Consider the following 15,729-nt stretch of genomic DNA (forward strand, 5'->3'; position numbering starts at 1 on the left):
AGTTTTATACTGTTACAGACAGCATAAACATCCGCGAAGGTTGGGTGCCGCTTAATTTTTTCTGAGATAATACCGGAGATGAAGCGAGATGAGTTGTTTGCCGGGGGATGGGTGGGCCGGTTGCAGGGTGAACCGGGTAGACGAAGCACTTTCCACGAAACGAAGCTGATATTGCGCGCCAATGCGCCATCGAGCCGCGAACCGGTAGTCGGCACCCGCCTGCCAGGAAATCCCGAAACTCCCCGGCACGCCGCTCCTTCTGAAATCGGGCGTTTCCTTTCGCGGATCGAAGTTGGCGACCGAGGGTTCGTAGATATTTTGCGAGGTGCCGCTTTGCCCGGTCCGGAAACTGGCGGAGATGCCGGTAGATAATTCCCAATTACGCAAAGTGATGGCGACAGGCAATCCGGCAATGGCGTAGGAAGTGTTTCGGAGGATGTAGCGGGTATGGCCGCTGTCTGCCGGGAAGCGTACCGCGGAATCCTGGCGGGAGGGTTTGTAGTACGGGAGTTGATATTCCTGTTCCTTACCCGAGAAGTATTGCGCGCCGGCGTAAGGGCGCAATACGATCCTGTTTCCCAGGCGGACGGAATATTCCACGAAGAGCCCTGCGCCGAAGGCGCTTCCGGTACTCCAGGATGTTGCCAGGCGAAGGCTCAGGCCGCCGGATGCGTAGTAGGCCCGGGATGGGGGCGCTTGTCCGGCAGCCAGGTTTTTGGGCACGAGCCGTAACCCGGAGCCGATCACCGGCCATTCCGTGTGGATGGGCGCCAGGTCGAAGTGGGACGTGGGCAAAGTGTTTTTGGGGTTCGTATTGGGTGGGGGATGATCGTTTTTGTTTGCGGAGGCCGCGCTGGAATTTGATTGTGGTTGCGGTGTGTTGGGGGATGTATTTTTTGCGGGTGGAGCAATGGACGAATTTTTTTGCAGGGTGCTGCTTGCTGTGCCTGCCGGATGGCTGCTTGCGTCGGGTTGATTTTCCCGGATTTTTTTACGGCGGGCGTAAGAAATCCCCCGGGGCCCGTGATATTCATTTTTCCCCGAGACGCTTCTGCCGGCGGTAGGCATCCTTTTATCTTGAAATGCCGGCTCAAAACCGTTCTGTGTATAACGGAAGGGAGCGGGGATGTTGGAGTGGCCAGCAAAAAACATCCCTTGTGTGCTGTCTACCCATGCGATAACAAATTCAACCCAGGAAGTTATTTCTATTCGTTTTGATGTTGTTGGTCGTGACCCGTCGTCTGCTGAGGGGGTGATCCTCCGAAGGATTGTTTTTTCCATTGCGGCCGGAGCGTTCTTTTCTTTAATATATTTTCCGTGTTTGTTATTCTCCGCTCCATTGCGATCCTCCTTCCCACGCTTTCCAATTTCCGCTCCACGATCCTCCTTCCCGCCGTTTCCATTTTTCTTCCCGCGCTTCCCCAGTTCCGATCCCGCGCTATCGGATGTTCCTGCATCCCGCGTTTCCATCAGCACCACGTCGTTTCCATTCCACCGCCCCGCGCTATCAGATGTCCCCGCATCCCGCGTTTCCATCAACGCCACGTCCTTCCCGTCCCACCGCACCGCGCCCTGCATCCACGCGAAAGATGCCGCAAACCCCAGCAACACCACCACTTCAATCCAGAAAGTTCCCCCGCCGCCGGTGGCCGGAGGATCGCCGTGCGCATCAAGCAGGTCGCGCATTTGCGCCCATGAGGCTTCCTTTTCCGAAGCGGATGCCACCGGAGGCGCCTGGTTTAGTGCTGCCGTTCTTAGCAATTCTTCAATATCTGGCTGTGGGTGGCGCATTGCGTTTGTTCAAAAATTCCTTTAATAGCCGCTTTCCCTCGGAAACGTGCCATTTCGACGTTCCGGTGCTGATCCCCAGCATCGCAGCGATCTCCTTATGGGAATAACCTTCAATGATGAACAGGTTCACCGCCATCCGCGTTGCGGGCGGTAAAAAATGTAGTAACTGTAATAACTCCCGGTATGCCGCCGGCTCACTCCCGTCGCGCACCTCCACCTCCGGCGGCAACGCCGTTTCCGACTGCAGCCGCAACTGGTTGGCCCGGTAATAATCCGCCGCCGCATGATGCACGATCCGCCGCAGCCAGCCCTCGAAACTCCCCGTGCCGCTATATTGCGATATCCGCGTAAATGCTCTCAGAAATCCATTGTTGAGAATGGTCACCGCCGCATCGGGATCGGGGAACGTCCGCTTGATAACCGCCATCATGCGGTCATAATAGTGCTTGTACAGACGCTCCTGGCATAAACGGTCCTGCCGCCGGCAGCCTTCCAGCCAGGCGGTGAGTTCCCCCGGCCCAGGACATGCCTGGCCGGCGATATGTGCGTCATGATTTCCCAAGGATGCTATGTAGACATAGACATCCATCGAGGGATCGTAGGTTGGGTACGTACGAAAATTTATTTACGGGTTACCAGGTAATTATAGTCGTTTAGCAAGGTTTCCAGGAATTCCAGCGCGGGCATGTCGCTTTCAATATGTAATACTTCCTTGATTTTGAATGAGATACGTTCCGCCATCACGAAATCCTGGCTCCGGTGGGTACTGTCGATCACCGATTTTATCTTGCTCAGGTCGCGGTCAGACAGCCGGAGGATTTGCGGGAACCGGGGCTCATAATTTTCCTGCGCTATCTCCCGGAAAATGGTATCCTCCAGGCGGTGCCGCTGCCGTGTGCGCACCAGGATCGTTCCCGCCGCCATATCGCCCAGCCGCTGGTTCAAGGGCGAGCGCAGCACCATCACCACCGGCAACATCCCGATCAGCAACACCATCAGCGCCGTAAACGGCGAAGTTTCGGTCAAAATGGCGCCGATGAAGAACATCGTCAGCAACGGCGACTCGATCAGCCGGAACATCCAGCGCAAGGCCACCTGGCTCAAACTGGGAACATTGCCCATGAGGCTCACCACCTTCACGTCCATCACCCGCTTCCCCAGGCTCTGGCCCCGCATCAGCAGCTCAGACACCAGGTAATACAGCGAAACCGGCAATAACACCACCACAGCATAGATCACGCTCCTGTCGGTCGCGCTCAAATCGGCCTTTTCAATGAAATACATCGCCACCAACACGTATGCCACCCGGATGATGAGATCGAGCAGATACGCCACGAGGCGCCGGCCCAGATCAGCAGCTTCAAACTCCAGGTCAATATTGAAAACGGTAGGGATTTTAATATTAGGCATATTCAAATTTAAAATTTATTATATTTTCACTTCGTTATTTTTTATCTCCGGTACCGCATGAGAGAATCTTCATTCATTAAACGTAACCTGGCACGGTGGAACAAAATCCGCGAGGAACCAACCGAAGACCCGGATGTGATGGCCGAAAGGTTCACATCCCTCGTCGACGACCTTGCCTACGCCAAAACTTTCTACGCGCACAGTAAAGTAACCGGGTACATCAACGGAATGGCCGCCGCCATCTTCCAGCGTATTTACCGGGACCATCAGGGCGACAAACACCGTTTCCGCAATTTCTTCAAATACCAGTTGCCGCTGCTGATCCGCAAACATCACCGCGTTTTCCTGTTCACTTTCTGCTATTTCCTCCTGTTCTGCATCCTGGGAGCTTTCTCTTCGGCGCACGACGACACGTTCGTCCGCGGTGTTTTAGGGGACGATTATGTGAACATGACGGAAGAAAACATCGCCAAAGGCGACCCATTCAACGTTTATAAAGACGAAAACCCCTGGATGATGTGGCTGCGGATCGGGTATAACAACATCCGCGTGTCGATGTACTGCTTCGTGAGCGGGATCGCTTTTTCGGCGGGAACGTTGTGGGTGCTGTTCAAGAACGGCATCATGCTCGGATCGTTCCAATATATGTTCTTCGCCAAAGGCCTGGGCCTGAAATCCGTGCTGGTGATCTGGATCCACGGAACGCTGGAGATCTCCTCCATCGTCATCGCCGGCAGCGCAGGCGTCATCCTGGGCAACAGCCTGCTGTTTCCCGGCACGTTTTCCCGCAAGGAATCCCTCAAGCGCGGCGCCCTCGAAGGCGTGAAGATCATCGTGGCCCTCATCCCCATTTTTATCGTAGCCGCTTTCCTCGAAAGCTTCGTGACCCGGCACACCGAAATGCCCATGTTCCTTAGCGTGACCATCCTCGCCGTTTCCGCCGCATTCATGATCTGGTATTTCGTCTGGTACCCGGTCCGGGTGCAGAAAATGGGCTACCGCCTCGATATGGACAGCAAACTGATTAAACCCGCCGCCGCATGAACCAGTTGAAAACCGTGCTGTTGATCCTTTTGCTGACGGCCGGCGGGAACGCGCTTGCCCAACGGGCCGATACGCTCGAATACCGCATGCTCGATTCTACCGACAGCGATAATATCCCTTCCGTGGCCGAAGCGTCGCAGGATGTGGATATCGATACCACCGGGCTGGTGGAAGAAGAATTGTCGGAATCGGATATGAATACCGAGGAAAAGATGCGCCACGGGATGATCAACCATTCGCTGTACGACCGCCAGCCGATAGACGGGTTCGATGAAGGTGCGCAGATGCGCCTCACGCCCCGGGTGCCCCCGGCCGGCGCGCTGCAAAAACTCCGCGACGACGAATCCCTGAAATATCCGCCCTACAACCCCCGGAAAGACAGGCGGCCGCAATGGATGAAAGACCTGGGCCAATGGGCCGCCGGCAACATACGGCTCCTCCGCAATCTGATGCTGGGCGCACTGGGACTGCTCATCATCGTCGCGATCGTCCTGTTCATGAGCAAAAACGATATTCCCGTTTTCAGGTGGGGATCGCGGCGGAAGCCGGCCGAAAGCGACGTGGCGGAAGAGATCGGTCAAACCGACCTGGAAGCCCTAGCCCTCGCCGCCCGCAATGCCGGGCAACTGCGCGAAGCCGTCCGCTTCCGGTATCTGCATGCGCTTCACCTGCTGGAAAACGTGGGGCTGATCACCCGGACGAAAGACAAAACCAATATGGATTACCTCCGCGAACTGGGCCGTACCAGCTATTACCAGCCCTTCGCCGCCATCACGCTGCAATACGAATATGTGTGGTACGGAAAGATGTCGCTGAGCGAAGCGCAGTATGGGCGGGTGAACGAGGCATTCGAAGATTTTAAAAACTCCTTGACCAAATAACCGCAGTGAGTAAACGCATTATCATCATCGTTCTTGCCGCCGCCGTGGTTGTGCTGTTCCTGCTGTTGCTGCTGGGCGTCCGGCACGTGGCTTCGCCCGTGTTCGACGCCGCGCAGGACCCGCGCTACCAGCGCCAGGAGATACATTACGGGAACAAGAGCACCCGGCCTTACGGCGGGAAAGTGGCTTTTTCGCTGCTCGACGGATATTTTAACGGCAGGGCCCCCCGCCGGGTAACGCGCCCTTTCTCCTACACCTATCGCAATTCCGATAACCTGAAAGGCAACAATTCCGTGTACATCGCGGTAGCCACACAGCTTTTCCTCACGGAGAAGGATGCGGAAGATATGTCGGCCTACGTATCGGCCGGCAACCAGTTGTTCCTGGTGGTAGAGGGCACCGACTCCCTCCTCCAGAGAACCTTCGGTTTCAGAACGACCGAGCCGTTATTTGACTATCAGCCTTCCTCCGCCGTGCAACGCTTCGTCAACCCGGCCTTTTCGCCGGACACGGTGTTTTCCGGGAAGGGGATTCCCATGAACAGCCACCTGGTACTGGCCGATAGCGATACGTCCATCATTACCATCCTCGGCAACAATGCGGCGCATCAGCCCAACTTCTTCCGCGTGCAACACGGCGAAGGCCAGCTTTTCGTGCTGCTCAACCCCATGAGCTGGACCAACTCCTGGCTCCTGGAAAACAACAACGTGCAGGCGCTCACCTGGCAAATGGCGTATCTGCGGATGCATGCGGACCATGTGTATTGGGACGAATTCTATAAGTATCAGCTCATGCCCCGCTCGTCAGACAACTTCTCCGACATGCAGGTGATGCTGAAATATCCGCCGCTGAAATGGGCGCTCTGGCTGGCATTGCTCCTGGTGGCCCTGTACATTTTCAGCGAAAGCAAGCGCCGCCAGCGCATCATCCCCGACAAGCCCGTGCTCCGCAACAATTCCATCGATTTTGCGGAAACCCTCGGCCGGCTGTACTACCTTCATCACAACAACGCCAACCTGGCCCAGAAAATGGTCCAGCACCTGCTCGAATACATCCGCCAGCATTATTTCCTCAACACCGCGCAGATCGACGCCGAATTCATCAGCGGCCTCGCCCGCAAGTCGGGATTCCATCGGGAATACGTGGAAGCAATGATGCAGATGGTAATGGAAGTGCGGACAGGGGCGTATGTGGATGACGAGTATCTGCATAATTTGTATAACAGCATCTATCAATTCTATCAAAATCCGAAATAATGGACATTAACACCTTTGTGCCGCGGACCGACCTGGCCGACCTTCACAGTGCCGTGAACGCGATCCGGAACGAGATCGGGAAAGTAATTGTAGGGCAGCACCAGATGGTAGACCTGCTGATCACCGGTTTGCTGGCCAACGGGCATGTGCTCGTGGAAGGCGTTCCCGGTGTGGCCAAAACGCTGGCGGCCAAGTTGCTCGCCAGTACCATCGACGCGAAGTTTTCCCGTATGCAGTTCACGCCGGACCTCATGCCGGCCGACGTGTTGGGGACTTCCATCTTCAACCCGCAAAGCAAGGAATTCGAATACAAGAAAGGCCCGGTTTTCGGGAATATCATCCTGATAGACGAGATCAACCGCGCCCCGGCCAAAACGCAGGCCGCGTTGTTCGAAGTGATGGAGGAACGGCAGATCACCAACGACGGCGTTACCCATATCCTCGATTCGCCTTTTATGGTGGTGGCCACGCAAAACCCCATCGAGCAGGAAGGTACTTACCGGCTGCCGGAAGCCCAGCTCGACCGTTTCCTTTTCAAAGTGGACGTGAAATATCCCGCCTTGCAGGATGAGATCGCCATTCTCCAGGCCGCCAACGCCCGCGGGGGCGACCATTCCGCCGTGGAGCAGGTGGAAACCGTGGTGACGGCCGCTACCGTGATCCGGCTCCAGCAACAGGTGCGGGGCATCCTCATGGAAGAGAAACTCCTGCAATACGTAGCCACGCTGGTGAACGAAACGCGTAACAACCCGGGCATTTACCTCGGCGCTTCGCCGCGCGCATCCGTAGCGGTGATGAACTGCGCCAAAGCCGTGGCCGTGATGAACGGGCGCGATTTCGTGACGCCTGACGATGTGGTGTACATCCTTCCCCATGTGCTCCGCCACCGTATCATCCTCACGCCCGAACGCGAAATGGAAGGCATTTCGCCCGACGAAGTGATCGCAGAAATCCTCAAAGCCGTAGAAGTACCCAGATAATCCACAACATGCCCATCACCCGATTTTATCGATCGCTGTTCTTCCGCAACCGCCTGTATCTCTCGCTGGGCGTGCTGGTGCTGGTTTGCATCACGGGCTTTTTCATTCCGGCCGCGTTCACGGCCGCTTTGATCGGCTTTGCCGTGTGGGTGGGACTGATCCTGCTCGATCTGCTGATGCTGTACTCGCCGGGAAAGGCCATCGAAGCGGAAAGGACCATGGCGGAAAGGTTCAGCAACGGCGACGATAACCCCGTCCACTACACGATCCGCAGCAAATACGGATTCCCGGTGCGCGGCGAAGTGATGGACGAATTGCCGTTCCAGTTCCAGCGGCGCGATTTCACCATTCCCCTGAAACTGGAAGCCGGCGGCGAAACCCGCGTCCAATTCACCTTACGGCCCGTGGAAAGAGGCGAGTACGCTTTCGGGAAACTGCACGTCTACACCTGGAGCCCCTTCGGCCTGGTGTGCCGCCGCTTTTCGCTGGACGCTGACCAAACCGTGAAAGTTTATCCATCTTTCATCCAGCTGCGCAATTACGAACTGTTTTCCGTCAAACATAAACTCAACGAGCTCGGTGTGCATCGCCGCCGCGTGATCGGCCACAGCATGGAGTTCGATCATATCAAGGAATATATCCGCGGAGACGATGTGCGCACCCTCAACTGGAAAGCCACCGCACGCAGAGGCAACCTCATGGTCAATAGTTATACGGAAGAACGATCGCAGCTCGTGTATTGCGTGATAGACAAAGGCCGCAACATGAAAATGCCTTTCGGCGGCCTCACCCTGCTCGACTACGCCATCAACGCCACGCTCGTTTTCAGCAACGTAGCCATGCAGAAGGGCGACAAATCCGGCCTCATCACCTTCACCGGCAAACAGACGGAAGTACTGCCCGCAAGCAACAAAAAAGTCCAGCTCAATAAAATCCTCGATCAGCTCTACGCCCAATCCACCGACTGGATGGAGACCGATTTCGAGCGGCTGGGCGTGCATCTGCGGGCTTCGCTGTCGCAACGCTCGTTCCTCATGCTGTTCACCAACTTCGAATCGCTGTCGGGCATGCAGCGGCAACTGCCGTACCTGAGGCAGCTCGCCAAATACCATATGCTGCTGGTCGTGTTTTTCGAGAACACGGAACTGAAAGACCTGAACGAAAAGCGGATGGTGGAAACGGAAGACATTTACATGCAGGTGATCGCCCAGAAATTCGCGCACGAGAAAAAGCAGATCGTCCGCGAACTGGCGCAGGCGGGCATTATGAGCCTCCTCACGCCGCCGGAGCACCTCACCGTCAACGTTGTCAATAAATACCTGGAGCTCAAATCCCGGATGGTATTGTAATTCGGATTGCCCGAAATGAAGAAGCGCCGGTCTGCAAGTGAGACCGGCGCTTTTTTGTGTCAAATACTTATCGGCGGCGTGGCGGCCCGCTGTCTTCTTCTTCCGTTCCCAGCTCGAATTCTTTTGGTCCTTTTTTCCCCAGCTTGTTGAACTTGCGGATGTTGTACGTCAGGTTCAGGCTGAGGTACCGAACATTGCGGCGGTTGTTGGAATATTGTTCGTAGTCTTTCGTCAGCTCATAGAAATTCCGGACGCTCGATCCGAAGATGTTTTCCACGGAGAAAGCCAGGTTCAGCTTCCGCTGGAAGAGGTTCACCTGTCCTTTCAGCCCGCTGCCGAAACGCGCTTCCTGCTTGCCCTGTGCGTAGTAACGGGGGCCGTTGTAGCGGAAGTTCGCCGATACGGAAAATACGCGGATGCGGTAGCTGGTCCAGACGTTGAGGTGGCTCGTCCACCCGGAAACATGCGCGAATTTCTCGCTCACCGCGCCCTGCCCGTCTTCCCCGCCGTCGGTCTTGGTATCGTAGTACCGCAAACCGCCGTTGATATTCAATTGCAGCGCGCCCTTGTTGTTATTGGTGGCTTTGAAGAAATGGGAATTCAGGGTGATGTACGCGTTATTGTCGCGCCGCGACGCCAGGTTCACGAACGTGCTCGTATTGATGATCGTGGTATCGTTGATATGCTCCACGCGGGTGTAGCGCGAAATGATATCGTCTGCGTCCTGCTTTTCCAGGCCCACTTTCAGCGAGTGCGATTTCACCTGGAGGCTGTACTCGGCCCTGTAATCTTTCGTGAACGAAGGGCGCAGGTTGGGATTGCCCGTGCGGATGTTGAAACTGTCTGTCGTATTCACGAACGGGTTCAGCTGCTCGGGAGACGGGCGGTCCATGTTCCTCGAATAGTTGAACGAGAGCTGCTGTTGCTTGTAATCGTAGCTGAAATTCACGCCCGGCGCGAAGTTGGTGTACTTGAACGGAACGCTGCTCCGCAACGAGTCCAGTAGCGCCATCTGGTTGAAGAACTGCACGCCCGGGTTGAAGCGCAGGTTGGCGCGGTGGTCTTTCCAGGGACTATAGTTAATGCCCGCGGAGCTGCGGATTTCGTAGGTTTCGTTGTTGAATTCGTTGCCGGCGAAGGTTTCGCGGGATTGGGAGCCGTTGTACACCAGCCTTCCGGTAACGCTGTAACCCAGTTTGGGATTGTTTTTCCCCGTAGTGGCGTTAATGGCGTAGTTCTGGTTGAAAGACGTATAATCTGTGCTGAGGCGCGGTGCGTCGAGGAGCTCCTTGTCGTTCACGTTCTTCCGCTTCGCGATGTTCTCGTTGTCGTTGGCGCTGATGTTGGCCGAAGCGCTGAGGTCATAGAACTTCCCTTTGCCCAGGGGCTGCCGGAAGTGGATGTTCGTCCGCATGCTGTAGCTGCCGTTTTGCTGGCTGTTGCGCTGCAGCGACGTATCGTCTGTCAGCGGGTACAGGTAATCGTTGTAGCCCCTGCCGCTGGTGCCGGCCTTGGTGAAGTTGAACCCGGCTTCCAGGCGCTTGTCTTTCTCTTCATACTCTTTGAAATAGTTCCAGTCCGTCACCGCGCGATAGCCGCCACGGCGGTTTTCGCTGTCCTGGTCCTTGAGCATGGTGGGTTTGTGGTCTTTATTGCTATTGATGGAATTGTTCTGTCCGTTGGCGCCATCGCCCGTCCAGCCGAGGGTTACCGCGCCGCGGAGGAATTCCTTGTCGGTGAATTTGCGTTCGTAGCGGGTGTTGAGGTTGTGGTTGAAGTTGTACGAGGTGCGGAAGTTCTTTTGGGAAAGGAAGGAACTGTCGCCCCCGGGCGTTTTCGGGAAATAGGTACGTTGCAGGTAGCTGGAATCTGCGTTGTATTGTGCGTTGTTGAAATAGGTGATCTGGAAGGGCGCCATGTTCATGTTGAAGCGCATCTTGGCGTTGAGGTTGCGCCGGCTGTCGATCCCGGCCGTTACTGCGGCGGAATACCCGCGGAACTGTACTTTCCGGGTAATGATGTTGATGTACCGGATGTTGGTGCGGCCTTCCACGAGTGCCTGTTCTGCATCCACGGCGTCTGGCGGCTGTTTCAGCACTTCGATCCGTTCGATCATGAAAGAGGGCAGGTTGTTGAGGTAACTGTTGGCGTCCATGCCGGTGTGGGCGATGGGTTTGTTATCGACATAAAACCGCACCTGGTCTTTCCCTTCCATGGTGATATTGTTATTGGCGTCGATGGTGACGCCGGGCACGTATTCGAGCAATTCCATGCCGGTGCCGCCGGGAAGGAAGTTTTCGTCGGGTGTGAAGATGATGGAGTCCTTGTTCATGGTGAACATTTTCTTTTGGCCTACCACTTCCACTTCCTTGAGGGCGCGTGCGCCGGTTTCGAGGATCACGGTGCCGAGGTCCCACTGCGGGCGCTCGTTGCTGAGCCTGACCTTGGCAAAGTAAGGCGTAAAGCCCATGGTGGCCACTTTCACGAGGTAGCTTCCGTAGGGTACGGGCTTGAGCACGAACGTCCCCTTTTCATCTGCGGCAACGCCGTTGATGACGGTGGAATCGTCTTCGTTCAACAGGGCTACGGTGGCGAAGGGGATCGGTTCCTTGTTGCCTGTTTGCTGCACTTTGCCGCTGATGGCACCGGTTTCCGAATCTTTGTTTGACGGGGGCTGCTGTGCGTAGGCTTCCTGTTGGGTGAACATGCATCCGAGCCAGCACAGGCACGCCGCGATGGCGCCCATACCGGTTTTAGGCGTGAATCTCATCTAAGGTATAATTCTATAGGTTGATGCCGAAAAATACGCATCCATCGGCCGCCAGACGGGTGTTTTACACCTGTGCATGATTTACGGGATAAATGGTAACGCCATTTTCCGGCAAGGAAAACGTGGTTCGTTCATGATGATAGACGTCATTACGGCGCAAAACGTTTAAGCGGCACACGTGATAATGGAGGAGCGGGGAATGGGGAAGATGGGCGGTAGGAAAAAAGAAGGACAGCCGCAAAATTCTGCAACTGTCCTGTACTGTCCTGATATGTTGGCTTACACGGCCAGGTAAGCCCCGTCTACCGGGTAATACGACCCGGTGACGAACGAAGCTTTATCGGAACTGAGCCAGATCACGAGCTCCGCCACTTCTTCCGCCTTTCCGAGCCGGCCGATGGGATGTTTGGAAATAAGCATGTCTATGGTCGCCTTATCCATTTGCGCCAATAGCGGCGTGTCGATGAAGCCCGGGCCCACGGCGTTCACACGAACGCCCTGCACGGAATATTCCGCGGCGGCATTTTGCGTTAGCCCCACCACGCCATGCTTGGCGGCCACATACCCCGCAGCATGCGCGAAACCCACCTGCGCGAGGATAGACGCCATGTTCACAATGGCGCCGCCGCCGTTTTTCAGCATCGCGGGCAGCTGGTATTTCATACAGTAAAATACGCTGGAAAGATTGATGGCGATGACCCTGTCGAACCCTTCCACGCTCATATCCGCCACGGCCGCGGATTCTCCGCCGATGCCCGCGTTGTTGCAGGCGAAATCGAGGCGGCCATAATGTTGCAGCGTTTCGTTCACCAGTTTTTCGCATTGATCGGGCCGGCTCACGTCGCACGCAACGAATTGCGCGTCCCCACCGGCTTTGCGGATCTTTTCCACCACCGCCTTTCCATGCTCCCCGTTAATGTCCGATACGATCACTTTTGCGCCATGCCGTGCGTACAGGAATGCCGTAGCCTCCCCGATACCGGAACCCGCGCCGGTTACCAATGCCACTTTTCCGGAAAAAAACTGTTCCATCATGTAAGATTTAAAAGATGAATAATCGATAGGATTACCGTGTAAGTGCAGTAGGTTTAACGTAAAATGGCCGGGGAATGTTTGTTGGCCTAAAGGTACGGGCAGGCCGTGTTAGGGAAATCCTAAGATTTTGCACCCATAACATATTAGTGTCATATCTTGCCGGGGGAGATAATAATTATCGTGATTTTCAGTTAAAAGGGTTCCCATGTACGCGAAAATGCGACCGCCGACACTGTTCCGCCTTATGATTGCCGCCCTGCTGCTCCCTTCAGCGGCCTGGGCACAGAACCTGTTGGCCAACCCCAGTTTCGAAATCATCAATATCTGTACGGAATACCGCGCCCCCTGCGCCCCGGTAGCCTGGGAAAGCGTCTCGCCCGCCAGCAAGCTGCTATTCAACTATCATACTTACCGTAACAAAGCAGGGCATCAATACATTGTTTTATTGGCCGGCGATACGCGGGAAGACCGCAACTACGCCCAAACCCGGCTGTTGTGCCCGCTCCGGAAAGGACAGCGCTACCGCCTGTCCGGCATCGTAGGCGCCACCGGTAAGCTCCAGCCGGAACTGGATTTTTACCTGTCGAAAGATTATGTTTTCCGCGAACAGGGCCGCGCGCTCACCGATCTGAAGCCCACCGTTACTTTCCGGAAAGAACAGGTGGTGAAGGAGCTGGAGAAGAATTTCTACAGGATGGAGATGGAGTTCGAGGCTGGGGACGACTACACGCATCTGCTCATGGGCCGGATGGAGTTGCTGCCTTCCCGGCGGCCCGAGGGGCCCGAATCCGTTTACATCGATTGGCTGGAACTGGTTCCGGTGGATGGGCGCCCCCTGTGCCCGGAAGCCTCCGCGATAGAAGATTCCCTGGGCCGGCGGTTCCACCGCCACTCGCTGCCCGGCCAGGCGGTCTCATCCATCAACCCGGTGGTCCCCCTCATCAGGCCCGGCTGTGTCGACATCGATATCCCCGGGCCGGAGATCTTCACCGCCACCGGGCGGGAACGCTATCCCAGGTCGGCCGCCCGCGTAGATTCCATGATCCTGCGATACGAGCCCCGCGGAGGCCGGCGTGTGTTCATCACCGGGGTGCATTTCGACTTCGCCACCAAAAAATTCGATAAACAGGCGTCCGCGCAGCAGGCGGAATCCGTTCGCCAGGTGCTGGTGAAGGATTTCGGGTTCAGTAGCGACGATATCAAGCTCATCGTCCTCGACTCGGCCATCCCCCGTTTCGATTTCAGCTCGCCCACCGGCCGCGCGCGGAACAATTACGTGGCGATCGAGTTTTGTGTGGCCGTCGAGCCCCCGCCGCCACCGGTCATCGAAACGGTGAAGATCGCCCCGCCGCCGGATACGCTCGTCATCCCCGACATACTTTTCAAATTCGACCGCCACGAGCTGAACCCCGCGCTCTTCGGCACCCTGGATTCCCTGGTGGCCAAAATCCCCCGGAGCCCGGGCGTCTCGCTGCAACTGGTAGGCCATACAGACAACGCGGGGGCCGACGATTACAACCTGCTGCTTTCCCAGCGCCGGGCAGCATCGCTGGCAGATTACCTGCGCGGGAAAGGTCTGGGCGATTTCATCCTCACCGTCGGCGGCGAAGGCGAGCACCGGCCCGCATTCCCCAACGATACGCCGGAAGGGCGGCGGCGCAACCGGCGGGTGGAGATCATCATTTACAGGCAATAACCCAGGCAAGCAAGCATAAAAAAGAAAGCCGGCAACACAGGTTGACCGGCTTTTCTGTTCAATATGACGATTGATGCGCTACTTGGTGATGTAGGAACGGAGCATCCATGCCATTTTTTCATGCTGGCGCAACAGGCCGGTCACGAAATCGCTGGAGCCGAGGTCTTTCTGCTTGTCGGCGAACTCGGTGATCATTTCGCGGAGGCCGCGGATGATGGTCTCGTGATCGTCCAGCAGATTTTTGATCTGTTCGGATTGAACGTTGGTGTATTCCGGTTCCAGGAGGTTGGTCAGTTTCAGGAAATCTACAAGGCGGCCGGTGCTGTAATGGCCGATCATGCGGATGCGTTCCGCCACTTCGTCGATAATTTCCGCCAGCTCGTTGTACTGGTTTTCGTAGAAACCGTGCATTTCCATGAAGTTATCGCCGACTACGTTCCAATGGTAATTGCGGGTTTTCGTATAAAGTACCTGCTCGTCTGCCAGTAAAACCTGTAATCTTTCTGCTACCGCCTTCAGGTGGTTTTCTCCGATGCCGATGTTTGCTTTCATGATTAATAATATTTTTTAATATGAAATAATGGTTACAACTCTATGAGGGCGTACACTTTGTTGTTGAGGTAGCGCCCGCCGGGGTTTCGTGCGGTATAGTCCATATTGATCCAGTACTCGCCGTTCATTTCATGATAATATAACTCTTTAACGGGCGGATTGTTGAAAAGCAGGATAATTGCCTGTTTCATCGTTTCGAAATCGTCTTTATTACCACAATACAGTTCCGGGTAAGCATGCCCCCGGATGAGCACGATGCGCATCCGCGCGCCGATGGATTCCATGCAAGACATCATGAGGATGCTGTGGTCGTCACAATCGCCGCCCATCCCGTTCTGGATCGTTTCCCTGGCCGTGGCGAAGTATTCGTCGCGCTGGGAATCGTTCACATACTTGAAATTTTCCCGGATATATCTGTAAAGAGAAAGATATCTGACGATACGGCCATATTTCGGGAAGTATTCGTCATAATAATCCACGGAATGTTTAACGGAAAAGTTGCGGACGAGGGAGTCGTTGTAATTGACTTTCTCCCGGATGCCGCGAACGGTTTTGTCGACGTAGGTTTCCACTTTCCGGGGGTAGAAGCTGAGGATGTCCAGCTGCTTGCTGTCTTTGGTGCCCCAATTCCCCTGTACCATGCCCTGGTAATCGTTCACCACGTTCTGGAAAGTATATTTCCCCGTAAACTGGTTAACGATCAGGGCGCCGGCCACCAGCACGAAGGCGGGGATGATGAGCGGGCGGAAGATCCATAACAGGAGCCGGGTAAAGAGGAACGCGATCAGTATGGACACGAACAGGTCGATATGCCACGCGCCCACCTGGATCACGGGCATGAACCGGTTGAGGTAGGGGGCCAGGGGCAGGACGGTCAACAGGCTCAGCAGGTTCAGCAAAAAATGCTGAAATGTCGTGTATTTGCTCTGATCGATAGGCATTGCCGGTAATACACCGCAAAATTA

General features: G+C 55.7%; 13 protein-coding genes. 6 read left to right on the plus strand and 7 right to left on the minus strand.

Going from position 1 to position 15,729, the window contains the following annotated elements:
- Positions 1-51: 51 nt before the first annotated feature.
- From ACQKLP_RS01770 to ACQKLP_RS01780, 3 genes are all read right to left on the minus strand, one after another.
- Positions 52-795: a hypothetical protein gene (locus ACQKLP_RS01770; protein ID WP_427319482.1), complete on the minus strand. Its 744-nt coding sequence runs from the start codon at positions 793-795 to the stop codon at positions 52-54.
- Between the two features lie 970 nt (positions 796-1,765).
- Positions 1,766-2,380 carry an RNA polymerase sigma factor gene (locus ACQKLP_RS01775; RefSeq protein ID WP_427319484.1) on the minus strand — a complete coding sequence of 205 codons (615 nt, stop codon included), beginning with the start codon at positions 2,378-2,380 and terminating at the stop codon, positions 1,766-1,768.
- A 32-nt stretch (positions 2,381-2,412) separates the two neighbouring features.
- Positions 2,413-3,201, minus strand: coding sequence for an RDD family protein (locus ACQKLP_RS01780; protein WP_427319486.1), 789 nt, complete (start codon positions 3,199-3,201; stop codon positions 2,413-2,415).
- A 57-nt stretch (positions 3,202-3,258) separates the two neighbouring features.
- Here ACQKLP_RS01780 and ACQKLP_RS01785 point away from each other — a divergent pair, with 57 nt between their 5' ends.
- Genes ACQKLP_RS01785 through ACQKLP_RS01805 form a run of 5 tightly spaced genes read left to right on the plus strand, consistent with a single transcriptional unit; the run spans position 3,259 to position 8,711 of the window.
- Positions 3,259-4,245: a stage II sporulation protein M gene (locus tag ACQKLP_RS01785; protein WP_427319488.1), complete on the plus strand. Its 987-nt coding sequence runs from the start codon at positions 3,259-3,261 to the stop codon at positions 4,243-4,245.
- The gene (locus tag ACQKLP_RS01790) at positions 4,242-5,126 is read left to right on the plus strand and encodes a DUF4129 domain-containing protein (RefSeq protein ID WP_427319490.1); all 885 of its coding nucleotides are present in this window, start codon (positions 4,242-4,244) and stop codon (positions 5,124-5,126) included. Before ACQKLP_RS01785 ends, ACQKLP_RS01790 begins: the two co-directional genes overlap by 4 nt.
- A gap of 5 nt (positions 5,127-5,131) precedes the next feature.
- On the plus strand, positions 5,132-6,382 hold the full coding sequence (locus ACQKLP_RS01795; protein ID WP_427319492.1) for a DUF4350 domain-containing protein: 1,251 nt from the start codon (positions 5,132-5,134) through the stop codon (positions 6,380-6,382).
- A complete protein-coding gene (locus tag ACQKLP_RS01800) occupies positions 6,382-7,362 on the plus strand; it encodes an AAA family ATPase (protein ID WP_427319494.1) in 981 nt (326 codons plus the stop codon). Before ACQKLP_RS01795 ends, ACQKLP_RS01800 begins: the two co-directional genes overlap by 1 nt.
- An 8-nt stretch (positions 7,363-7,370) precedes the next feature.
- Positions 7,371-8,711, plus strand: coding sequence for a DUF58 domain-containing protein (locus tag ACQKLP_RS01805; protein WP_427319496.1), 1,341 nt, complete (start codon positions 7,371-7,373; stop codon positions 8,709-8,711).
- Positions 8,712-8,778: 67 nt separating this feature from the next.
- Here ACQKLP_RS01805 and ACQKLP_RS01810 read toward each other — a convergent pair whose 3' ends face one another.
- Together ACQKLP_RS01810 and ACQKLP_RS01815 are read right to left on the minus strand one after the other, a co-directional pair.
- Positions 8,779-11,481, minus strand: a complete 2,703-nt coding sequence (locus tag ACQKLP_RS01810; RefSeq protein ID WP_427319498.1) for an outer membrane beta-barrel protein — start codon at positions 11,479-11,481, stop codon at positions 8,779-8,781.
- Positions 11,482-11,760: 279 nt separating this feature from the next.
- The gene (locus ACQKLP_RS01815) at positions 11,761-12,513 is read right to left on the minus strand and encodes an SDR family NAD(P)-dependent oxidoreductase (RefSeq protein ID WP_427319500.1); all 753 of its coding nucleotides are present in this window, start codon (positions 12,511-12,513) and stop codon (positions 11,761-11,763) included.
- Positions 12,514-12,721: 208 nt separating this feature from the next.
- On the opposite strand from ACQKLP_RS01815, the gene ACQKLP_RS01820 reads away from it, so the two are divergent.
- Positions 12,722-14,212 (plus strand): OmpA family protein, encoded by a 1,491-nt coding sequence (locus ACQKLP_RS01820; protein WP_427319502.1) that lies wholly within the window; start codon positions 12,722-12,724, stop codon positions 14,210-14,212.
- A 78-nt stretch (positions 14,213-14,290) separates the two neighbouring features.
- Here the strand turns inward: ACQKLP_RS01820 and ACQKLP_RS01825 are convergent, their stop codons facing one another.
- Together ACQKLP_RS01825 and ACQKLP_RS01830 are read right to left on the minus strand one after the other, a co-directional pair.
- On the minus strand, positions 14,291-14,764 hold the full coding sequence (locus ACQKLP_RS01825; RefSeq protein WP_427319504.1) for a Dps family protein: 474 nt from the start codon (positions 14,762-14,764) through the stop codon (positions 14,291-14,293).
- A gap of 32 nt (positions 14,765-14,796) precedes the next feature.
- A complete protein-coding gene (locus ACQKLP_RS01830; protein WP_341842357.1) occupies positions 14,797-15,705 on the minus strand; it encodes a transglutaminase domain-containing protein in 909 nt (302 codons plus the stop codon).
- Positions 15,706-15,729: the final 24 nt, after the last annotated feature.

Origin of the sequence: Chitinophaga sp. NPDC101104 (assembly GCF_050277495.1) — a bacterium.
Lineage (GTDB): Bacteria > Bacteroidota > Bacteroidia > Chitinophagales > Chitinophagaceae > Chitinophaga.